Here is a 21,579-nt window from a genome sequence, read left to right as displayed (position 1 = left end):
CTCATTAACAGTTTTTAATCCCGAAAATTTCGGGATTTTTTATTTGCCTTTTCTTCGTGATTTTGCTTTCCGCTGGGCACGGTTGGATCCGTTATATTTTGGCATCCTTTTCGATGGCCCACCTAAATTCACCTTCAGGTTTTTTGCCTTTTTTTCGTGGAAGGCACCGCTGTTTTCCTGAAGCTCCACACGGTTCGGAATTTTCATCCGTACCTCATCCTTCTCGCTTTCGATTTTTTTCGGGTCAATTTTCACCCCAGCAGGAAATGCCGATTTCTCAATTTCCCTGTTCATCAGCATTTCAATTTCCAGCAGCGGTAGCTCTTCTTTCTTGGTGAAGAAGGTCAGCGCCCTGCCATCCTTATCGGCACGGCCCGTTCTTCCGATACGATGGATGTACTGCTCAGGGATTTCCGGCACTTCAAAATTTATGACATCAGAGATTTCCGAAATATCCAATCCTCGGGCCATCACATCCGTCGTGATTAAAACCCTAACCTCCTGATTCTGAAACTTTTGCAATGCACGAAGCCTGTAGTTCTGAGATTTATTGGAATGAATTACATCGAACTGCCCTGGCTGCCATTCATTCATTTTTGTAAAAAGCAGATCGGCGTGCTTCTTATTATTCGCAAAAATTAGCACCTTTTTCATCTCAGGATTTTCATCCAGAAGAAATTTCAGCAGATTAATCTTCGTGTTAAAATTTTCAGCAGGAATTGCCTTTTGCTCAATTTTTTCCAGCGGGGTTCCGGATTTAGCCAGGGAAATTTCAACCGGCGATGCGAAATACTCGCCCAGCATTTCATCCACAGCTTCCGTCATCGTCGCTGAAAACAGGATGTTTTGCCGCCGCGTTTTCAGCATCTCAAAAATATGCGTAAGCTGCGGCCTGAAGCCAAGGTTCAGCATTTCGTCAAATTCATCGATGATGAGTTTCTGCACTTCCTTCAGCGAAACGGCATTGTCAATCGCTAAATCCATCACCCTGCCCGGTGTTCCGATCAAAATATCGCAGCCTTCGTCGAAAAGTAATTTTTGCGTGTTGATATTTTTCCCGCCGTAAACAGCTGTAATCCTGGCAGTTAGGTTCACCGCCAAAGATTTCAGCACATCTTCAATCTGCACCGCCAATTCACGGGTTGGCGCAAGAATTAAAACCGTAGGATTTCCGCTTTTGCTGAATTTCCACTGCTTTAAAATCGGCAGAAGATACGCCAAAGTTTTACCGGTACCCGTTTGCGCAATGCCCATCACATCCCTTCCGGAAAGGATGGGCTTGAAACTTTTCTGCTGAATTGGCGTAGGCTCGAAAAGTTCCAAATCAGCGAGGGCATCCAGGATTTTAACCGGCAAATCAAAATCAGCGAAAGTCACAAAATGGATTTTATCGAAAATTAATTTTTACCTAATTTTACCCGAAGATTTTTTAGCATATCTTTCGTCATTGAAGAAATATCGTAATCATACGACAAGTTCCAGTCTTTCTTCGCAATGGAATCATCAATGGATGCAGGCCAGGATTCCGCAATCTGCTGACGGAAATCCGGCTCGTAACTAATCTGAAAATCAGGGATTTCCCTTCGAATTTCTTCTGCAAGTTGTTTCGGCGTAAAAGATAGGCCGCCCAAGTTGTAGGAAGTGCGCACGCTCAGGCTTTCCTTCGGTGCTTGCATCAGCTTCACGGTGGCATTTATTGCGTCGTCCATATACAGCATCGGCATTGCGGTATCTTCTGCGATGAAGCTTGTGTAGCGGCCGTTTTTTACGGCTTCGTAAAAAATTTCCACGGCATAATCTGTAGTTCCGCCGCCTGCTGGCGTTTTCCACGAAATTAGGCCAGGATAACGGATGGAACGTACATCCACACCGAATTTCTCAAAATAATATTCGCACCATTTTTCGCCAGCAAGCTTAGAAATTCCGTAAACTGTGGACGGATTTAAAATCACATCCTGCCCTACATTTTCCTTCGGCAAACCTTTGCCAAAAACTGCGATGGACGATGGCCAGAAGATTTTCTGCAAATGCCCATCCTTAGCCATTTCGCAAAGATGAAGCAGGGGCTCCAAATTCAACTTCCACGCAAAAAGGGGCCGCATTTCCGATGTGCCAGAAAGCAGCGATGCCAAATGATAAACCGTGGTAATTGCATTATTTTTAATAAATTGCTCTAAAAATTGAAAATCCGTTACATCCAGTTTTTGATAAAATCCAGCGGAAGAAATGTTTTCTGCGGGCTCTGCCAAATCTGAAGCAATCACATTCTCCCGGCCGTAAATCTCGACGAGTTTTTCCGTGAGTTCCGTTCCAATTTGTCCTAATGCACCTGTGATGAGAATTTTTTCTTCTGACATTTACTTCCTGAAATAATGAATTTTTAACAAAAATAAGCAAAATGGAAATTATTTCTTTAACGCTTCGTCATCTATAAACTTACCGCTGGCAGCTTTAAAGCCAAAAAAAGCGATAAGGCCAATGGTGAAAAGGAGGAAAAGATAAGAATAGAGCCAGCTCTGCCCGTTGCGGAATGCTGCAAAAAGCGGCGGCCCGGCAGAGGCTACCAGGTACCCCAGCGATTGTGCCATCCCGGACATACGGATGGTAGCCGCCATACTGCGGCTCTTCAGCGAAAACAATAGAATGGCGAGGCTGAAGGATGTGCCAGTGCTTAGCCCGATGAACGCAGCCGCCAGAAAGATAAAGCGCCCCTGAAATAGCAGCAGCAATAAGACGCCCGCAGCCATAAAAATACTTACGAAGAATATCATCGGTTTAAGATTCCTTGCTTTCCCCGCCAGGATCGGTGCATAAAAAGTGAAGGGCAAAGAAATCACCTGCATAACCGCTACAAGATAACCCGAATGTTCCGGAGGTATACCGTAGCCTATGGAAATCTTCGGGAAGTAGGCAACCGCGCAGTAGTAAACCAAAGACTGCAAACCCATAAACACGCTGATGTACCACGCGGTGGGGGATTGGTAAACATTAATTTTTTGAGAAATGAAGCCTGGCTTTCCCGAATCTGCCGTTTTTTTATTGACTATAAAGTCGGTGATGACAACGGCTGCGGCAAAAACAGAAATCACCGCCCAAAAACCTAGCGCGCCACGCCAGCCGTAGCCCGTCTTCTCCCCTATCGCCCTACTGAAGCCCGCCCCGGCAGCTGCGAATATTGCCATAGAGACAGAGAATACTCCCGTGAGTAGCCCTACTTTATTCTGAAAATTATTCCGGATATAGGGCGGCAGCAGTACATTGCCCACGCATATGCCGAACCCCACCAGCACGGACCCCGCAAAAAGAGCGGCTGTGGTCCCCTGCACCCTTAGCAGCAGACCGAAAATCATCAGCAATACGGAGAAAAGAAGCATCAGCCGTAGCGCGCTACCTGCAGAAACCCGGCTCACAGGGATGGAAAATGCCGCAAACATCAGCAGCGGGATGGAGGTAAGCAAGCTCCCCTGAAAAGCGGAAAGCCCTAGCGAGGTACTGATATCGTCCAACACCGGACCTACGCAGGTAATGGGCGCGCGAAGGTTTGCCGAGATGAGTATCACCACGAGTAAACTTACAAACGGGAGTATCTTTTTCTCTTTCGACATTTAATATAAATGATTGCAAATTTAAGCCTTATCAAGGTATTTAGCCGCGGTTGAATAGGTTTTATTATTTTTACCAAAAGAATTTTATGAAAAGGCTATATTTCGCCGCCGTCCTCGCGGCAGTTTCTATAAAGGCACAGTTTACAGATTATTCCTTCCAGAAGGAAATTCGCGTTCAGAACAAAGGCGTGGTAGTTTCTGCGCATCCTTTGGCAAGCGAAGCCGGTGCAAAAATTTTGGCAATGGGTGGAAACGCTTTTGATGCGGCGGTTGCCACGCAATATGCTTTGGCGGTGGTTTACCCTCAGGCTGGAAATATCGGTGGCGGCGGTTTTTTAGTCGGCGTGAAAAACAACGGTGAAAAATTCGCCCTCGATTTCCGGGAAACAGCGCCGGCCAAAGCATCTCGCGATATGTACCTCGACAGAAAGGGAAATGCCAACACGGAAAAGTCTCAGAACGGACATCTGGCTGTGGGGGTTCCAGGTTCTGTGGCTGGTTTTTTCGCTACGATGAAGCACTGCAAACTTCCGATGGAAACGCTGATTCAGCCGGCGATTGATTTGGCAGAACAGGGATTTGCCATCACAAAACAGGAGGCAGGATTGCTGAACGCGCTGAAACCGGAATTTCAAAAATATAACAAGGAAAAGCCGATGGCCTTCCTGAAGGAAGAAGATTGGAAGGCTGGCGATTTATTAATTCAGAAAGAATTGGCGGAAACACTGAAGAGAATCCAGCGCGACGGTGAGAAAGGCTTCTATGAGGGTGAAACCGCCAAGCTCATCGCTCTGGAGATGCAGCGCGGCAAAGGCATCCTCACGATGAAAGATTTGCGGAATTACATAGTGGAAGAGCGTAAACCTTTGGAATTCAATTATAAAGGTCATCAGATAGTATCGATGCCGCTCCCATCCAGTGGGGGGCCGCTGCTGGCGCAGATGCTCGGTATGGCTTCGTTTGAAAATTTAGAAAATTATCAGGCTAATTCCCCCGAGGCGGTTCAGATTATGGTGGAGGCGGAGCGGCGTGCCTATGCCGACCGCGCGGAATATATGGGGGACCCGAAATTCATCACTGATAAAACGGAATACCTGATTTCGGAAGAATACCTGAGAAACCGTTGGAAAAGTTTTGATGCCAGCCACGCGACGGCCAGCGCCACCGTGGGAAAAATCATTCAGCCGGTAAAGGAATCCAAAGAAACTACGCATATTTCCATTCTTGATAAGGAAGGTAATGCGGCATCCATCACCACCACGCTAAACGGGCTCTATGGGAGTAAAGTAGTGGTGCGCGGGGCAGGATTTTTCTTGAACAATGAGATGGATGATTTCTCGATAAAGCCGGGCGTGCCGAATATGTTCGGTGCGGTGGGCGGGGAGGCGAACAAAATAGCGCCAGGGAAACGGATGCTCTCTTCGATGGCGCCTACCGTAATCCTGAAAAATGAAAAACCGTATATGGTGGTAGGCACGCCAGGCGGAACCACGATACCGACCTCTGTTTTCCAAACGATTGTGAATGTGATTGATTTTAAACTGTCTCCAAATCAGGCGGTGAATCAGCCTAAATTTCACCATCAGTGGCTTCCGGAAGAGGTCTCCGTGGAAAAGAATTTCCCCAAGATCGTTGCCGATTCACTGAAAGCAAAAGGCTACATATTTCAGACAAGGGAAAATATTGGAAGAGTGGAGCTGATTGTGCTGGATGAAGGGGGCAACATTACTGCGGTAGCTGATGGGCGAGGCGACGACTCCGTGGCGGTGGAACCTTAATTTATTCTATTTCTAATTTTTTAGAATTTCGCCTTGAAAATTTGAACTGAGACATTTAATCCGTAACTTTATACTCGTAAAAAATTGAACGATATGAAAGGATTTCACGGAAACATCGAGCAGCAAACGCTTGATAATGAGAATTTTAGAAAAGTAATCTACACTGCGAAGCATTCTCAGCTTGTGCTGATGACGCTGAAAAAGGGCGAGGAAATCGGGATGGAAACGCACCCTGAGAATGACCAGTTTTTCCGCTTTGAAGCTGGTACTGGTAAATGCATTATCGACGGTAATGAGTACGAGGTGAAGGACGGCTCGGCGATTATCATTCCTGCTGGTTCTCAGCACAATGTGATTAACACCGGCGATGATGAGCTGAAAATGTACACGATTTATTCGCCGCCACACCATAAGGATAAGGTGGTGCACACTACGAAGGCCGATGCAGAGCGCGACGAAGACGACGATTTCGAAGGCGATACCACTGAATAAAAATAGAATGCCGCATAGTTGCGGCATTTTTTTAATCAATCCCAAGACGCCGTTTAAACTGCGGTCTCAGTTTATCAGAAATCTCTGAAAATGGTACTGAAATTTCTATGATTCCTGAAGAATATGGCGCGATCTCATACTGATTATAAACGAAAATGATCCTATCTTTGTCAAAATAAAAATTCTCACTTGGTTTCAAATCCTCTGGATCAAAAAGCTCCGATGCTCTGCCATCCAGCATTTTAAGAAGAATTTTATTCCAGTTTTCATCGTTTTCGTCCACAGCATCGTGCAGCTTCAGAATGGAATTTTTCTGTGAATCTATAACTTTATATTCTATAAATGACATCCCGTGGGCACCTCCTTCATAAGTATAAGATTTCTGCCTGATAATCAAGTAGTTATTAATTTCGTTCACTAAATCCATTTCTTTGATGCTAGAGAATGTTTGCCCGGCAGGACTTTCATAATTTTCCATTTCCTGCACGAATCTACGCTGCATTCCCGCCAGCTTTTTCTCAAGCTCTTCCTTGGTATATCCTTCCGAAGTCCCGTATATTTCTTCCAAAACACTTTCATCTAAATCTTTGAAAACCAAAAGCTTATGATTGAATTCCGTTTTGATGTCGCCAACATTTTCATTTTTCTGAAAACGCACGGAGTCGTAAATAATATCGGCAACATTTTTAGTGAGATTTTCATTATGAATCTTTGAGCTGCCTTTATTTTCACAAGAAATTAGCATTACCAAAATAGCGCTCCACAAATACATTTTTTTCATTCTGTTGCAATTTTTTTTTCTTAAAACAAAAAACCGTCCATTTCAGGACGGTCAAATTATTTTTTCAAAAAAATTTTAGAATGAACTTCCGGTTTCATCCGGAACAGCGGCAGGATTGTAAACCGGGTTTCCGAAGGCCAGCATCGGCAAAAAGATGAAAGGCAGCAAAATAATGCCGATAGCGTAGGCCGAAGATTTGCCGAAAGCCTGAGACAAGCGCATATACAGGATTACTGTGATTACAATATTCACAAGCGGTATCAGCGTTAGCAAAATCCACCACAATGGTTTTTTCGCAATTTTAATAAGCGGGATGAACATTAGAATCGGGATAAATGCAAACCAGGCATTTTCTTCGCCAGCCTGCTTGTACAGCTTGTACAGCGAGTAAGCGCACAGCAGATAGCTCAGAATTCCGAAAAGCATACCGCCAACGCCAAACATTGCGCCCGGACCATCCCCATAGTAATTGGGCGATGAGTACTGAAGTAGTGTCAACATAATTTTGTGATTTAATTGGTAGTGCTCAAAATTAAAAAAAGCCGCCAATTGAGAACGGCAGCTTTTGTTAAATTATCGTTAAATCCTTACGCGTCAATGTTGGCATACACCGCATTGCGCTCGATGAATTCCCGTCTTGGCGGCACCTCATCGCCCATCAGCATTGAGAAGATATTGTCTGCTTCTGCCAGGCTTTCAATAGTCACCTGTTTTAGAATTCTGTTCTCCGGATTCAGCGTAGTTTCCCAAAGCTGCTCAGGGTTCATCTCACCAAGACCCTTGTATCGCTGCACTTCCACGCCTTTCCCATCATCAGCCATTTCCAAGGTTTTTTCCTCGCGCTCTTTTTCGTTGTAGGCATATACTTTTCTGTTGCCCTTCTTCAGAAGGTAAAGCGGCGGCTGAGCGATGTAAACATAGCCCTGCTCGATGAGCTCCTTCATATAGCGGAAGAAAAAGGTAAGAATCAGGGTGGAAATATGCGAGCCATCAATATCAGCATCCGTCATAATTACGATTTTATGATAGCGCAACTTGCTCAGGTTCAATGCTTTAGAATCTTCTTCGGTTCCAACGGATACACCCAGCGCTGTGTAGATATTTTTTATCTCGTCGTTTTCGTAAACCTTATGTAACATAGATTTTTCCACATTCAGAATTTTTCCGCGAAGTGGAAGTATTGCCTGAAAATGCCGGTCTCTGCCCTGCTTTGCAGTTCCACCTGCAGAATCACCTTCCACAAGGAATATTTCCGAAATTTCAGGATCTTTGGAAGAGCAGTCCGAAAGTTTGCCCGGCAAACCTGCACCACCCATCGGCGATTTTCTCTGCACCAGCTCCCTTGCTTTTTTCGCGGCCTGTCTTGCTTTGGCTGCCAGCACCACTTTCTGCACGATCTGGTTGGCTTCGCCAGGATTTTCTTCCAGGAAGTTGCTCAGCATTTCGCCCACGATTTTATCCACAGCGCCGGAAACTTCCGAGTTGCCCAGCTTCGTTTTCGTTTGGCCTTCAAACTGCGGCTCCATCACCTTCACGGAAATCACCGCCGTTAATCCTTCGCGGAAATCATCACCCGTAATCTCAACTTTTTCTTTCTGCGGGATGCCCTTTTCATCGGCATACCTTTTCAGCGTTCTCGTCAAAGCCCTGCGGAAGCCTGCCAGATGCGTTCCGCCTTCGTGCGTATTGATGTTGTTTACATAAGAGTGCAGGTTCTCGTTAAAAGAAGTGTTGTAGCGCATTGCCACTTCCACAGGGATGTTATCGCGCTCGCCTTCCATAAAGATGACATTCTGCATAATGCTTTCGCGGTTCCCGTCGATGTATTCCACGAATTCCTTCAGGCCGCCTTCCGAATAGAATTCATCGTGGCGGAAGCTGCCGTCCTCATTTTTCGTGCGCTCATCCGTCAGCAAGATTTTGATGCCCTTGTTCAGGTACGAAAGTTCGCGGAGCCTGTTTGCCAAGGTATCATAGTTGTATTCCAGCTCGGTGAAGATTTTTTCATCCGGCTGAAAAAACTGCATTGTGCCGCGCTTTTCGCTATGCCCAATTTCCTTTACATCGGTTTTAGCCTTGCCTTCGGAATAGCTTTGCTGGTAAATTTTCCCGTCTCGGTAAACGGTGGTAACCATCTCGGTAGAAAGCGCATTCACGCAGGAAACGCCCACACCGTGCAAGCCGCCGGAAACCTTGTAAGAATCTTTGTCGAATTTTCCGCCGGCACCAATCTTCGTCATCACCACTTCCAGCGCAGATTTCTGCTCTTTCTCGTGATAATCCACCGGAATTCCGCGGCCATTATCCGTCACCTCAATGCCGTTGCCTTCCTTTATCGTTACCGTAATTTCATCGCAGTAGCCAGCCAAGGCCTCGTCTATCGAGTTGTCCACCACTTCGTAAACCAGGTGGTGCAAACCGCGGGCACCCACATCACCAATGTACATCGAAGGGCGCATCCTCACATGCTCCATGCCTTCCAGCGATTGTATGCTGCTTGCCGTATATTTCTTTTCGCTCATATCAAATTTTTTGGGCGAATTTTGATTTTTTTCGCCAAAAAGATTAGCAAATATCGTAAAAATCTTTGGATTTTGAATGATGATTTCCGAAAAACCGAGTCATCGAAATTGAATAACTTTAGCCAAAATTTTAATTATGAAAAAACTTCTGAGCCTGCTGATAATTTTTGGATTGATGGCGTGCCAAAACGAGAAACCGAATGTAAATCAGACGGATAATGCCGACGAACTTCCGGCGCAGACTGATGCGGAAACAAGCAAGGTAGAAAAAATTGCGAAAGAGCAAATCCCGGCAGAGATAAAATTTGAAGGGGATCTAGTGGAAGCAAGAACCTGGCAATCTTCGGACGGTGAGCATTTCGTGATTTTTTCCTCCCGATATACGGAAGAAAGCGGCGATATTTTCGCTTATGAATTTTTGAAAAACGGCGATAAAGTGCAGCAATTGTGGAGCGTTCAGGATGAAGTTACGAATTGCTCATTGGCAAAAGCGCTGGAATTTCTGCCGGAATCTTTTCAGTTTTCCGATTTCGATAAAAACAACGAAACGGAAGTTTGGTTTGCCTACAAAAACGGTTGCCGTGGAGGTATGGATCCGGTGGATCTGAAAATCCTGATGTTTGAAAACGGCGTGAAATACGAGCTTTCCGGCAAAACGGCACTCAGCGAAGACGGGCGGAATGAAGGTTTCAAAATGAATGCTGCGCTGCAAAATGCGCCAGCACATTTTAAATCCTACTTCGAGCAGATGTGGCACGAATTTCAGGTGGAAAACCTGCAGGCTGATTAGCGCTGTTCAGTTCCTTCAGAGTTCATTTTCACCTGGTTTCTATTACATTTTTCCTGGCTCATCTGCAAATTGTTATTTTTGCCGAATGATTACGGCGGAGCAACTGAAGGATGCGAAATCGCGCATCGAAGATTTACATAAATTTTTGCAGATTGAGCGCAAGACGATTGAGATTGCCAACGATGACGAAAAAACGGCAGCGCCTGGTTTTTGGGACAATGCCAAGGAAGCGGAGGTTTTCCTGAAACAGCTGCGTTCCAAAAAGAAATGGGTGGAAGATTACAGCGAAATCCACACAATGTTTGAAGATTTGCAGGTCCTTGCGGAATTTGCAAAAGAAGATGAAGATTCTGCGGCAGAACTGGAAACCCAGTTTCCGGAACTCATCGAAAAAATCGAAAATCTGGAGTTCAAAAATATGCTCTCCAACGAAGGCGACGAGCTTTCGGCGGTGCTGCAGATCACTGCTGGTGCCGGCGGAACGGAAAGCTGCGACTGGGCAGGAATGCTGATGCGGATGTACACAATGTGGGCCGATAAACAGGGCTACAAAGTGCGCGAGCTGAACTTTCAGGAAGGCGATGTGGCAGGCGTGAAAACCGTAACGCTGGAAATCGAGGGTGAATATGCCTTCGGATACCTGAAAGGTGAAAACGGCGTGCACAGGCTGGTGCGCATTTCGCCCTTCGATTCAAATGCGAAGCGCCACACAAGTTTCGTTTCCGTTTATGTTTATCCTTTGGTGGACGACACGATTGAAATCACCATCAATCCAGCGGATATTTCCTTTGAAACAATGCGCTCTTCAGGAGCCGGTGGGCAGAATGTGAACAAGGTGGAAACTGCGGTAAGGCTACGCCACGCACCTACTGGCATCATCATCGAAAATTCGGAATCGCGTTCGCAGCTTCAGAACAAGGAAAAGGCATTGCAGCTTTTAAAATCGCGGCTTTACGAAATGGAGCTGGAAGAGCGGATGAAGGCGCGCAACGAAATAGAGGCGAATAAGATGAAAATAGAATGGGGCAGCCAAATCCGAAACTATGTGATGCACCCATACAAGTTGGTGAAAGATGTGCGGAGCGGCCACGAAACAAGCGATGTGGATGCGGTGATGAACGGGAACATTACGCCCTTCCTGAAAGCATTTCTAATGGCAGATGGAACTGCGGTAAGTGAGGACGACATCGATTTATAACCAAAAGAGGGGCGGGAAAAATTAAAAGTAGGAAATAATTTGATATTTTGGCTTTCATTTTTTAACTATTTACTTATTTTTGTCGGAATTTGAATTTTATGGAGCATTTTGAGAGCTGGAGAGACCTGCTGAATCCGGAATTTTACATAAAGCTGGGCGGCTTTTGGATGGTGCTTTTCATCATTTTTGCCGAAACCGGCTTGCTGGTAGGCTTTTTCCTCCCCGGAGATTCACTACTGTTTGTAGCGGGAATCTATGCGCACGAAATGATTGACGCAACCTTCGGGAGCACCGGCAACGACCTCCTCGATACTTCGATCTTTGCCAGCTGTGTAGCATTTGCAGCCTTTGTAGGCAACGAACTGGGCTATTGGTTCGGCCGCAAAACAGGACCGGCGCTTTTCAAAAAGGAAGACACATTCCTTTTCAAAAAAAAGCACCTCTACCAGGCACAAGATTTCTTTGATAAAAACGGAGCGCTTGCAGTAATTGCCGCCCGCTTCCTCCCCATCATCCGGACTTTCGTGCCAGTGGTAGCCGGGATTGTCCAGATGGATAAAAACAAATTCCTCCGTGATAACCTGATAGGTGCCATTCTGTGGTCATTCACAATGGTTTTTGCAGGGCACTACCTTGATAAACTTTTCCTAACTCAATTCGGGATCGACCTGAAGTCTCACCTGGAGATGATCATCATCATCATCGTAGCCATTACTACCCTACCCGTGATTGTCAAATTTTTCTTTGGTAAAAAGGATGAGCCGAATGGAGTTTAAGACACAGCACCAGGCCGATTGGGAGAAGATCTCCCGAGAAGTAGCGGCAAAAATAAAGCATCCACTGCTGCTTCTGAAAGGAAACCTGGGTGCCGGCAAAACCACCTTCACGCAAAATCTGCTGAAGGCGCTGGGCAGCACGGATGAAGTAACATCGCCCACCTACTCTATCGTGAACGAATACGAAACGCCACAGGGCAAGGTTTTTCATTTCGACCTTTACCGCCTGAAAAACGCGGCCGAAGTTTTCGACATTGGCATTGAAGAATACTTGGAAAGCGGCGCGCTCTGCATCATTGAATGGCCAGAAGTTTTCGAGGGCGAACTCGAAAATTATCCCCGCCACGAAATGACGATCGATAATGATGGAAGCCTTAGGAAAATCACTTTTAAATAATTGATAAAAGATAACCGAGCATTGATCGAATAACACTAATTTTGCTGCTTAAATTTTATTGGGAAAAATCTCTTATCACTTATCAATCATCAACAATAAAAAATGACTCAAACGATATTCACGCCATTTTCCGAGCAGGATTTGCTTCCGAAGGAGGAAGTTCTGGAAGTAGTGCGGAAATCGAAAAAATTCAGCATCGGCATCCCGAAGGAAACCTGCCTGAACGAGCGCAGAACCTGTATCACGCCGGATGCCGTGCAGGTACTGACGGATGCAGGCCACGATATCATCATAGAAAGCGGCGCAGGAAAGGGCTCATTTTTCACGGATTTGCAGTATGCAGAAGCCGGCGCAAAAATCACGAAAGACGCTGCGGAAGCCTTCGCTCAGGATTTGGTTTTAAAAATAAATCCGCCAACTGAAGAAGAGATTGATTTGCTGAAGCCGCACAGCTACCTGCTTTCCGCGCTGCAGGTAAATTTGCGGGACCAGTATTATTTTCAAAAACTCGCGGAGAAAAAGGTAAATGCCATTGCCTTTGAATTCATTTTGGATGAGTACGGCCAGCGCTCGCTCGTGAGGCTCATCGGCGAAATTGCGGGCACAGCATCGGTGCTCTACGCCGCCGAACTTTTAGCCTTGTCGAACGGCCTGATGCTCAGCGGAATCACGGGCGTTCGTCCTACGGAGGTCGTGATCATAGGGGCTGGAATTGTGGGGAAATTTGCCACAAAAGCAGCTATCGGCCTTGGGGCAAGCGTGAGGATTTTTGATAATTCACTCTCCAAACTTCGCCGGCTGCACACACTTGTAGACAGCAGGGTGCCGACATCCATCATCGACCCGAAAGAACTTCAGAAAAGCCTGCGCCGCGCTGATGTAGTGATTGGCTGCCTGCCGAGATTCTGCGCTGCCCCTTTGGTAACCGAGGATATGGTGCTTAAGATGAAAAAGGGCAGCGTAATCATTGACCTTACGATTGACAACGGAAAGGTAATTGAAACCTCCGAACTCACAACGCTGGAGGATCCGTATGTTGTAAAACACGGCATAATCCACTGCGCGGTGCCGAACCTCACTTCGAGAATCCCGAGAACCACCACGAAGGCTATTTCAAACTTTTTCCTTTCCTACATTCTCAATTACGACGAGGAAGGCGGTTTCGAAAACTATTTGCTGAAAAGCAATGAGATGAAGCAGAGCCTATATATGTACAAGGGCAGGCATGTAAAGAAGATGATTTGCGATAAATTTGGGCTGCCCTACCACGATATCCACCTGCTACTGTTTTAATTGTGAGAAAGTTAAGATTTTTTTTAATGGGCTTCATCCCCGGCCTTATCATCGTATTTTTCATTTTGAATCAGAAGGGGGCAAAATGCTCTGGATACCTGCCGGAAAGCCGTGTGATTGCGGAAACTTTGAGCAAAAAAAACTTTCACTACTCAGATGAGGCAAAAAACGCAATGCAGAAGATGCAAATTGATGAGAAATTCCTGAAGGACAGCATCATCACGAAAGGCTCGGTAGATTTTGCGAAAAGCAATGCGCAGAAAGAGCCGTGCCCGGATTACTTCCTTACTTATCCAAAAAAAAATCCACGCCTGCAGATAACTTTCGAAAAATGTAAGGAAAGCGTGAAAGTGCTGAGCTTGCGGAAAGTGAATTAATCCTCCAACTCAATCCAAACCGGTGCGTGATCGCTGGTTTTCTCCCACCCTCTCACGAATTTATCCACCTGAGCTTCTCTTAATTTCGGCACCAGATCTTCACTGAGCAAAAAATGGTCGATGCGTAAACCTGCATTCCGTTGAAAGGCCTGCCGGAAATAATCCCAAAAAGTGTAGATGGTTTCGTCCGGATAAAGGTGCCGCAAAGCATCCGTCCAACCCTGATTAATTAAATCAAAAAAAGCGGCGCGAACTTCCGGGCGAAACAGCGCATCATCCACCCATTTTTCCGGTTTGTAAACATCTTTTTCCGTGGGCATCACATTGAAATCGCCAACGAGCATTGCAGGTTTCCCTGATGTGATGAGCATTTCGGAATGTGCGGCAAGCCGCTCGAACCATCGCATTTTATAATCGAATTTTGGTCCGGGTGCAGGGTTTCCGTTCGGAAGATAAATGCAGCCGATGACTGTTTCCCGCACCATCACTTCCAGATACCGGCTCTGCAAATCGTCGTCATCGCCGTCCAAGCCGCGCCTTCGCTCTTCCATCCCAATGCCTTGCTTCGCCAAAACTGCCACGCCATTCCAGGATTTTTGGCCGTGCCAAATGGCATCGTACCCCGCTTCATTTATCGCCAAAAGCGGAAATTTTTCCTGCGGCGCTTTCAGTTCCTGAAGGCACGCTACATCTGGCTGCGTTTCGGCGAGCCATTTCAGCAAAACGGGCAATCTTCCGTTCACACCGTTTACATTGTAAGTCGCGATTTTCATCAGCCAAAAATAATGACAAAATTTTTCCCTGAAAAAAATCTGCCGGACTTTTGTTAAATTTAGCGGATGAAAAATTTCATACTGAAAACCGCGCTTATCTCTTTGCTGATTTTCGCCACGCTGAATTGCAGGGGCGGAATTCCGGACGAGCAAAGCGAGACCGATAAGGAAACGCTGATAATCTTGGGCTTCCCTGCCAATGCAGATGGAACGCCATCCGTACTGATGAAATACCGGCTGGATAAAGCGCTGAAAATTTACAACCCGGAAAAAACCGTGGCCATCATCACCACTGGCGGTGCCGTGCAGAATAAGTTCGAAGAAGCGGTGGTAATGAAGAATTACCTCGTGCAGAAAGGCATTCCCGCTGAAAAAATATTTGCGGAAACCAGCGCGAAAAGCACATTTGGCAATGCGCATTATTCATCAAAAATCATCAAGAAGAAAAACCTGCCGAACCCTGTAATCGTAACTTCTGAGGAGCATAGGGAAAGAGCGGCGTGGACTTTTTCGCTTTTCCTGGAAAATTTTCGTATGGCAAATTGAAGGCGCGGTTTGAAAGTTGGCGGCAAATCATTAAATTTGTGAAAATCATTTAGCAATAAAATTTTCAAGATATGACAAAAGCGATTTCGCAGGTTCCTTATGCTTATAACGAGCCTGTTCGTTCTTACGAGCCTGGCTCTGCAGAAGTGGAAAGCCTGCTGGCTACCTACCGCAAAATGTGGAACGAAAAGCCGGAAATTCCGATGGTAATCGGCGGAAAAGATGTATCCACGGCAAACAAGGTGCGGCTGCAATCTCCGCAGGATCACCAGCACGATTTCGGTTCCTATTTCAAAGGCGATATGAGCGATGTGGATGCAGCGATAGAAGCAGCACTTGCCGCAAAACCGAAATGGAACGCGCTGCCGTGGGAGCAGAGAGCCTCCATCTTCCTGAAGGCGGCAGAATTGGCGGCAGGCCCTTACAGAGACAGGCTGAACGCCGCCACGATGATTGGCCAATCCAAAAATGTGCATCAGGCGGAAATTGATTCGGCTTGTGAATTCATCGACTTCCTGCGCTACAATGTGGAATTTATGACGGAAATGTACAGCGAGCAGCCCGTATCAGACCACGGCATATGGAACCGTGTAGAATACCGGCCTTTGGAAGGTTTCTGCTTCGCAGTAACGCCGTTTAACTTTACCGCGATTTCCGGAAACCTGCCTAGCTGTATGGCTATGATGGGAAATGTGGTGGTGTGGAAACCCAGCGAGAAGCAAATTTACTCTGCGCACATCATTATGCAACTTTTCCGTGAAGCCGGCTTGCCGGACGGCGTTATCAATATGATTTTCACCAGCGGAAAAGAAACTTCCGAGAAAATCCTTGCCCATCCAGATTTTGCAGGGCTGCACTTCACCGGCTCTACAAGCGTTTTCCAAGGGATGTGGAAGCTGATTGGCGATAATATCCACAACTACAAAACTTATCCGAGAATTGTGGGTGAAACCGGCGGAAAAGATTTCGTAGTGGCGCACAAAACTGCAATTCCTGAAGCTGTGGCAGCCAACTTGGTGCGTGGCGCTTTTGAATATCAGGGGCAGAAATGTTCCGCGGCTTCCCGGGCTTACATCTCGAAATCGATTTGGGATGAAGTGAAGGCTTCGATGGAGGCCCAGCTGAAAACCTTGAAAATGGGTTCGCCGGAAGATCCGAGCAATTTCGTAAATGCGGTAATCGACAAAAATTCTTTCAACAAGTGTAAGGGCTACATCGAAAGGGCGAAGGAAGGCAGCGATGCGGAAATTCTTTTCGGCGGAAACTGCGATGACTCCAAGGGCTGGTTTGTAGAGCCTACCGTGATTCTCACCGAAAATCCGAAGTACGAATCCTTCTGCGAAGAAATCTTTGGCCCTATCCTTTCCATCTACATTTTCGACGATGAAAAGTGGGAAGAAACGCTGAAACTTGTGGACGAAACTTCGCCGTATTCTTTGACCGGCTCAATTTTCGCACAAGATAGGTACATCATCGATGAGGCTTACAAGGCACTGGAAAATGCGGCGGGCAACTTCTACATCAACGATAAACCGACTGGTGCAGTGGTTGGGCAGCAGCCTTTCGGCGGAGCAAGAGCATCCGGAACGAATGACAAGGCCGGTTCCAAAATGAACCTAATGCGCTGGGTTTCAGTGCGTTCCATAAAGGAAACCTTCGTTCCTGCGAGAAATTATAAATATCCATATTTAGGCTAAATTAAAATTAAAACGATGAAAAAACTGATTTTTGCAATGGCCGTGCTTACGCTCTCTGCAGTGAGCTGCACCGGCACGAAGGAAGAACGCAACGAGGAAAAACGCGATCTCAGCGCCGATCATATGCGGAATACTCCGCTGGATGATGCTGCTGTATCCGGCGGTACTACGGCGCCTGCCGCTAGCGACAGCGCTACTGTGCACGAGGCTGCCCAGCAGTAATATTTTAGAAATGTAAATTTGCCTGCCACTGGAGCAGGCATTTTTTATGCCTCATCATTTTTTATTTTTGAGAAATTTTTGAGAAAAAAAATGGCGATACAAAAAATTTTTGAAGGCGATAATTTTCACTGGTTTGATGTGGAAGCACCGCTGCAGGAAGATTTGGATCATCTTTCTAAAACTTTCGGGATTGATGAGCTGCTTCTGGAGGATACCACCGACCCTACGCACCTCCCGAAATTCGAGGAGTCCGGCAAAGTGAAATTTTTCCTTACCAGAGAAAACACCACAGAAGAGCGCAACTCCCTGAACACCATTGGGGATGTAAGCACAAAGCTGGGGATTTTCCTTTTGGAAGATACGATGATCACCATCCATCGGCTGCACACGCCCACCATTCCAAAGGTTAAAAAATTAATAAAAAAAGAGGGCCTGAAATCCGCTGATGAAGTTGCTCTGGCGCTGGCGCTCGAAATTCTGGATACTTTTGACCAAGAATCCAAAAGACTGACTGCACAGCTGGATAAAATGGAAAATGAGATTTTCACAAAAAATCCTGATTCTTCTAAACAAATTCGTAAACTTTACAAGGCTAAGCGGCGCGCTTCCCTTAATGCCCGGGTGCTGAACGCCTCCTCCGAATGGATGGTGAACTTTAGAAAACTGAATATTACCAAAGGCCAGTACACAGACCTGAGGGACAAATACAAAGATGTGGTAACAGATTTTGACCATCTCAATGCGCAGGTAACGAACCTTATTTCGATGTTCCTCGCCCTTACAGACCAGAAGGCGAACCAGGTGATGAAGGTACTGGCGATATACTCCGCATACTTCCTTCCGCTTACTTTCATCGCTGGCGTCTATGGGATGAATTTTGATTTTATGCCAGAGCTTCACCTCAAATACGGATATTTTTATGCTCTCGGCCTTATGCTGCTTATCGTAATCGTTACCAATATTTACCTGCGCCGAAAGAAGTTTTGAAATAAAAAAAACCTCTGCAGATACAAAGGTTTTTGAAGTGATGTTAACTCAATCCCGAGGTTTCCATACCTCTAAAAATTCTTTGACTTTCCCCACGCTGTAGCCGTCTCCCTCCTCGAAGGCTTCGCTGCTTTGGGTGTGAATTTGCTTTCCGTTTTTGTCCAAAACCACAAATACAGGGTAGCCGAATTTCTTCCCGGGGTCGCCATATTTTTCAAAAATTTTCTCGTTTTTATTTTCCGGAGAATAGTTGAGGTGATAATACAGGTAATTTTCATCCACAATCTGTTTGAGATCCGGCGTGGTTTGCAAAAAATTATTAAAACGAAGGCACCAGATGCACCAGTTGCCTCCGGCTTGAATCATAATATTTTTGTTTTCCTTTTTCGCCTGCGCTATAAGCTCGGCGATGCGCTGTTCAGCATTTTCATCAGGGTTATAAGGCTTGGGCAGCACCGCTTTCTCTTCCTGGAGTTTCCTTTTCCGCTCAGCCTTTATTGCAGCAGAATCCTCCACCTGCGGGCTTTTTGTTTCGTTTTCCTTGGCTCCGTTTGTCTGGCTGCACGCAAGTGATGTGAAGCTTAGCGCCCCAAAAAAAGCAAGATTCAAAATTGTCTTTTTCATATATTTTTAAAAAAATAATTTAGGGCAAAAACCGTGCAGTAATTTTGGTAATTTTGTTTTTTATGAAAATTTTGCTCGCACTGCTTTATCAGCTTTCGAAATTGCCGATGATGATTCTTTACCGTTTTTCGGATATCATCTATTGGCTAATGTATCGCGTGGTTGGCTACCGCAAAAAGGTGGTTTATGAAAATTTAAGAAATTCATTCCCTAATAAATCAGATGAGGAGATAAGCGCTATTTCCAAAGCATTTTACAAAAATTTTGCTGATTATATTGTGGAAACCGCAAAGGCATTAACTGTAAGCGACCGTGAGCTTCGGGTAAGGGTTCAGCATCTCAACCGGGATCTTTTCCACGAAGCGAAGACTGAGGGGAAAAATGTAGTGCTGCTCTGCGGCCACCTTTTCAATTGGGAGTGGCTGAACGCGTTGGCGACCATCATCCCTCAGCAAAACTGCCACCCTGTATACCGCAAAATGCAAAGCGATTTTTGGGAAGATGAAATAAAGAAAATCCGTAACAGATTCAATAACAAGGCCTTGGAGGCTAAAGAGGTTATCAGGCAGATGCTCTCCGCCCCGAATGACGGCAACAGCGCCTATATGTTCGTGGCGGATCAGTCGCCCTATGTGGACGATGTAAGGTACGGACTGAAATTTCTCAATCAAAAAACGCCGGTTTTCACGGGTTATGATAAACTGGCGACGAGGCGGGATCTTGCCTTCATTTATTGTGATGTAAAAAAAGTAAAACGCGGCTACTATCAGGTGAATTATTACAGAATATATCCTGAAAATGAGCAGTTTATGCCAATGGAAGTCGTACGGAAATTCCATAAGCTTCTGGAAAATACCATCCGAAAAAGGCCGGAAAATTACCTTTGGTCCCACAGAAAATGGAAATATGCAGACGCGATAAAAATCTACGAAGAATGAAACTAGCCATCGCAATTCTCAGTTGGAACGGAAAACATTATCTCGAAAAATTTCTGCCAGGCGTGATTGAACACTCATCCGGAGCGGAAGTCTGTGTGATCGACAATGCCTCGGACGATGGCACTGCCAAGTTTTTAGAAAAAAATTTTCCTGGTATCCGCCATATTCAACTCGACAAGAATTATGGCTTTGCGGAAGGATACAATTTAGGGCTGAAACAAATTGACGCCGAAATCTTCTGCCTTCTAAACAATGATGTAGAAGTAACTCCTGGATGGGTAGAGCCAGTATTGAATTTATTTAAACAAAATGAGAAAATCGCAGCAATTCAGCCAAAAATTTTAGATTTCAATAATCGTAAAAAATTTGAATTTGCTGGAGCGGCTGGCGGGTTTATAGATAAATTTGCTTATCCGTATTGCCGGGGCAGGATATTTAATAAAACTGAAACAGACCGCGGACAATACGATGATGATGCCGAAATTTTCTGGGCATCGGGCTGCGCAATGTTCGTCCGCAGCAAAGATTTTTTTGAGCAGGAAGGCTTTGATGAGCGGTTTTTTGCTCATCAGGAAGAAATAGATCTATGCTGGCGTTTGAAAAATTCCGGCAGAAAAATATTCTACTGCGGTCATTCCACAGTGTATCACCTTGGGGCAGGCACGCTATCCAAGCAAAATCCGCAGAAAACTTTTCTGAATTTCAGGAACAATCTCTCAATGATGCTCAAAAACCTAGCCTTTCCGCAGCTTATACCACTGATTTTCATAAGGTTATGCCTAGATGGGATGGCAGGCATCTTCTTTTTATTTACCTTGGGATTTGCTCATACCTTGGCTATCGTGCGCGCGCACCTCGCTTTCTACGCAGCAGCGCCAGAAACTTGGCGCCGACGCGGAAAGCATCAGATTAAAAATTATTATGAGGAAAAAATAATTTTAAAAAAAATCCTTTAAACAGCTGATTCTTTTAGATAATCCTCAATTACACCCCGTGGAAAAAGAGCCAGCACTTCCTTAGGATCAATAATTTTGTGCTCATTAAATACAGCCTCTGCCGCCTTTTTCGCACCGGGATGCTTTGTAAGCCGATCGAGCAAGCCATATACATTCACCATATTCTTGTGCGTGTTCGACTCATCGCCTCCAAACCACGAGCCGCTGAAATAATGGCTTACATAATTTTTCGGTAAGTCCTGGGAAAAATAAACGGACGGATACAGCGTAACACCGTGCTTCAGGTGCTGAATCTCATCCTTCATCCGGTCCGCTCCATATTCATTCTCAAGCATTTCTGAAAAAATATCGGTATTGATTCTTTCCTCAAAACCTTCCTGTCGGTCGTAGTATTCTTTAAAATCCTTGGCAAGCTTGTGCCCCGGCTCCGCCATCCAGAACGCGGAATAAGGCACGCCCTTCACCTCGAAACCGCACACCGCCTCCTCGTTCAGAAATTCATCCAGAGGCATCTTCAGCTCCATATCGGTATCCATATAGACGCCGCCGTGCTCGTACATCACCGCGCTTCGCACATAGTCCGACACAAAGGCCCACTTGCCCTGCCCGAAGGCATCCCGCACATAGGCATTATCCTCCAGCGGGGAATTGTCTTCATTCCATTCAATAATTTCAAAATCCGGGTGGATGCGCCTCCAGGAAGCGATGCAGTGCTCTGCCATTTCGGTTTTCGGGTTTTTCCCAAACCAGCAGTAGTGAATTTTTTTTGGTATCATTTGGTATTATTAAATTTGCTCAGCGGCGGGCTTTTCCTTACTTTTGGTAAA

At 45.7% G+C, this 21,579-nt stretch carries 23 protein-coding genes; 14 read left to right on the top strand and 9 right to left on the bottom strand.

The annotated features are described in order from the left end of the window. Nucleotides 1–39 precede the first annotated feature (39 nt). Genes IMZ16_RS00425 through IMZ16_RS00415 form a run of 3 tightly spaced genes read right to left on the bottom strand, consistent with a single transcriptional unit; the run spans nucleotide 40 to nucleotide 3,605 of the window. Complete coding sequence (locus tag IMZ16_RS00425; RefSeq protein WP_193440754.1) at nucleotides 40–1,386, bottom strand: DEAD/DEAH box helicase; 1,347 nt, start codon at nucleotides 1,384–1,386, stop codon at nucleotides 40–42. Between the two features lie 11 nt (nucleotides 1,387–1,397). Continuing rightward, the gene (locus IMZ16_RS00420) at nucleotides 1,398–2,357 is read right to left on the bottom strand and encodes an NAD-dependent epimerase/dehydratase family protein (RefSeq protein ID WP_193440036.1); all 960 of its coding nucleotides are present in this window, start codon (nucleotides 2,355–2,357) and stop codon (nucleotides 1,398–1,400) included. Between the two features lie 48 nt (nucleotides 2,358–2,405). After that, nucleotides 2,406–3,605 (bottom strand): MFS transporter, encoded by a 1,200-nt coding sequence (locus IMZ16_RS00415; protein WP_193440035.1) that lies wholly within the window; start codon nucleotides 3,603–3,605, stop codon nucleotides 2,406–2,408. Between the two features lie 86 nt (nucleotides 3,606–3,691). On the opposite strand from IMZ16_RS00415, the gene ggt reads away from it, so the two are divergent. Beyond that, the gene (ggt, locus tag IMZ16_RS00410; protein ID WP_193440034.1) at nucleotides 3,692–5,383 is read left to right on the top strand and encodes a gamma-glutamyltransferase; all 1,692 of its coding nucleotides are present in this window, start codon (nucleotides 3,692–3,694) and stop codon (nucleotides 5,381–5,383) included. Between the two features lie 93 nt (nucleotides 5,384–5,476). Continuing rightward, complete coding sequence (locus IMZ16_RS00405) at nucleotides 5,477–5,875, top strand: cupin domain-containing protein (RefSeq protein ID WP_193440033.1); 399 nt, start codon at nucleotides 5,477–5,479, stop codon at nucleotides 5,873–5,875. Nucleotides 5,876–5,906: 31 nt separating this feature from the next. Here IMZ16_RS00405 and IMZ16_RS00400 read toward each other — a convergent pair whose 3' ends face one another. The 3 genes from IMZ16_RS00400 to gyrB all read right to left on the bottom strand — a co-directional run bounded on the left by IMZ16_RS00400 (nucleotide 5,907) and on the right by gyrB (nucleotide 9,178). Further along, on the bottom strand, nucleotides 5,907–6,656 hold the full coding sequence (locus IMZ16_RS00400; RefSeq protein ID WP_193440032.1) for an RsiV family protein: 750 nt from the start codon (nucleotides 6,654–6,656) through the stop codon (nucleotides 5,907–5,909). Nucleotides 6,657–6,731: 75 nt separating this feature from the next. Further along, nucleotides 6,732–7,157, bottom strand: coding sequence for a DUF5684 domain-containing protein (locus IMZ16_RS00395; protein ID WP_073178467.1), 426 nt, complete (start codon nucleotides 7,155–7,157; stop codon nucleotides 6,732–6,734). 86 nt (nucleotides 7,158–7,243) lie between these two features. Beyond that, nucleotides 7,244–9,178, bottom strand: coding sequence for a DNA topoisomerase (ATP-hydrolyzing) subunit B (gene gyrB / locus IMZ16_RS00390; RefSeq protein WP_193440031.1), 1,935 nt, complete (start codon nucleotides 9,176–9,178; stop codon nucleotides 7,244–7,246). A 136-nt stretch (nucleotides 9,179–9,314) separates the two neighbouring features. Here gyrB and IMZ16_RS00385 point away from each other — a divergent pair, with 136 nt between their 5' ends. The 6 genes from IMZ16_RS00385 to IMZ16_RS00360 all read left to right on the top strand — a co-directional run bounded on the left by IMZ16_RS00385 (nucleotide 9,315) and on the right by IMZ16_RS00360 (nucleotide 14,009). Beyond that, nucleotides 9,315–9,968 (top strand): M949_RS01915 family surface polysaccharide biosynthesis protein, encoded by a 654-nt coding sequence (locus IMZ16_RS00385; protein ID WP_193440030.1) that lies wholly within the window; start codon nucleotides 9,315–9,317, stop codon nucleotides 9,966–9,968. Between the two features lie 85 nt (nucleotides 9,969–10,053). Then, nucleotides 10,054–11,166 (top strand): peptide chain release factor 2, encoded by a 1,113-nt coding sequence (gene prfB, locus IMZ16_RS00380; RefSeq protein WP_193440029.1) that lies wholly within the window; start codon nucleotides 10,054–10,056, stop codon nucleotides 11,164–11,166. 98 nt (nucleotides 11,167–11,264) lie between these two features. Further along, nucleotides 11,265–11,942, top strand: a complete 678-nt coding sequence (locus tag IMZ16_RS00375) for a DedA family protein (protein WP_193440028.1) — start codon at nucleotides 11,265–11,267, stop codon at nucleotides 11,940–11,942. Then, a complete protein-coding gene (gene tsaE / locus IMZ16_RS00370; RefSeq protein WP_193440753.1) occupies nucleotides 11,932–12,339 on the top strand; it encodes a tRNA (adenosine(37)-N6)-threonylcarbamoyltransferase complex ATPase subunit type 1 TsaE in 408 nt (135 codons plus the stop codon). The genes IMZ16_RS00375 and tsaE overlap by 11 nt, the downstream gene beginning before the upstream one ends. 102 nt (nucleotides 12,340–12,441) lie before the next feature. Continuing rightward, a complete protein-coding gene (locus IMZ16_RS00365) occupies nucleotides 12,442–13,632 on the top strand; it encodes an alanine dehydrogenase (protein ID WP_193440027.1) in 1,191 nt (396 codons plus the stop codon). A 2-nt stretch (nucleotides 13,633–13,634) separates the two neighbouring features. Then, a complete protein-coding gene (locus IMZ16_RS00360) occupies nucleotides 13,635–14,009 on the top strand; it encodes a hypothetical protein (RefSeq protein WP_193440026.1) in 375 nt (124 codons plus the stop codon). On the opposite strand, the gene xth is transcribed toward IMZ16_RS00360, so the two are convergent. Then, the gene (xth, locus tag IMZ16_RS00355) at nucleotides 14,006–14,782 is read right to left on the bottom strand and encodes an exodeoxyribonuclease III (RefSeq protein WP_193440025.1); all 777 of its coding nucleotides are present in this window, start codon (nucleotides 14,780–14,782) and stop codon (nucleotides 14,006–14,008) included. The genes IMZ16_RS00360 and xth overlap by 4 nt on opposite strands. Nucleotides 14,783–14,848: 66 nt before the next feature. Here xth and IMZ16_RS00350 point away from each other — a divergent pair, with 66 nt between their 5' ends. The 4 genes from IMZ16_RS00350 to IMZ16_RS00335 all read left to right on the top strand — a co-directional run bounded on the left by IMZ16_RS00350 (nucleotide 14,849) and on the right by IMZ16_RS00335 (nucleotide 18,234). After that, the gene (locus IMZ16_RS00350; protein WP_193440024.1) at nucleotides 14,849–15,328 is read left to right on the top strand and encodes a YdcF family protein; all 480 of its coding nucleotides are present in this window, start codon (nucleotides 14,849–14,851) and stop codon (nucleotides 15,326–15,328) included. Between the two features lie 71 nt (nucleotides 15,329–15,399). Further along, nucleotides 15,400–17,025 carry an L-glutamate gamma-semialdehyde dehydrogenase gene (gene pruA, locus IMZ16_RS00345; protein ID WP_193440023.1) on the top strand — a complete coding sequence of 542 codons (1,626 nt, stop codon included), beginning with the start codon at nucleotides 15,400–15,402 and terminating at the stop codon, nucleotides 17,023–17,025. A 15-nt stretch (nucleotides 17,026–17,040) separates the two neighbouring features. Then, the gene (locus tag IMZ16_RS00340) at nucleotides 17,041–17,247 is read left to right on the top strand and encodes a hypothetical protein (protein ID WP_073178487.1); all 207 of its coding nucleotides are present in this window, start codon (nucleotides 17,041–17,043) and stop codon (nucleotides 17,245–17,247) included. A 90-nt stretch (nucleotides 17,248–17,337) separates the two neighbouring features. Continuing rightward, on the top strand, nucleotides 17,338–18,234 hold the full coding sequence (locus tag IMZ16_RS00335; RefSeq protein WP_193440022.1) for a CorA family divalent cation transporter: 897 nt from the start codon (nucleotides 17,338–17,340) through the stop codon (nucleotides 18,232–18,234). Between the two features lie 48 nt (nucleotides 18,235–18,282). Here the strand turns inward: IMZ16_RS00335 and IMZ16_RS00330 are convergent, their stop codons facing one another. Continuing rightward, nucleotides 18,283–18,858, bottom strand: a complete 576-nt coding sequence (locus IMZ16_RS00330; protein ID WP_193440021.1) for a thioredoxin family protein — start codon at nucleotides 18,856–18,858, stop codon at nucleotides 18,283–18,285. 62 nt (nucleotides 18,859–18,920) lie between these two features. On the opposite strand from IMZ16_RS00330, the gene IMZ16_RS00325 reads away from it, so the two are divergent. Beyond that, the gene (locus IMZ16_RS00325; RefSeq protein ID WP_193440020.1) at nucleotides 18,921–19,796 is read left to right on the top strand and encodes a lysophospholipid acyltransferase family protein; all 876 of its coding nucleotides are present in this window, start codon (nucleotides 18,921–18,923) and stop codon (nucleotides 19,794–19,796) included. Next, nucleotides 19,793–20,752 carry a glycosyltransferase family 2 protein gene (locus tag IMZ16_RS00320; RefSeq protein ID WP_193440019.1) on the top strand — a complete coding sequence of 320 codons (960 nt, stop codon included), beginning with the start codon at nucleotides 19,793–19,795 and terminating at the stop codon, nucleotides 20,750–20,752. Before IMZ16_RS00325 ends, IMZ16_RS00320 begins: the two co-directional genes overlap by 4 nt. On the opposite strand, the gene IMZ16_RS00315 is transcribed toward IMZ16_RS00320, so the two are convergent. Further along, nucleotides 20,749–21,528: a glycosyltransferase family 32 protein gene (locus IMZ16_RS00315; RefSeq protein WP_193440018.1), complete on the bottom strand. Its 780-nt coding sequence runs from the start codon at nucleotides 21,526–21,528 to the stop codon at nucleotides 20,749–20,751. The two genes, IMZ16_RS00320 and IMZ16_RS00315, sit on opposite strands and share 4 nt — an antisense overlap. Nucleotides 21,529–21,579 lie beyond the last annotated feature (51 nt).

This window comes from Cruoricaptor ignavus (assembly GCF_014961145.1).
GTDB classification, from domain to species: Bacteria; Bacteroidota; Bacteroidia; order Flavobacteriales; family Weeksellaceae; genus Cruoricaptor; species Cruoricaptor ignavus.
This window is presented reverse-complemented; position numbering and strand designations above follow the sequence as displayed.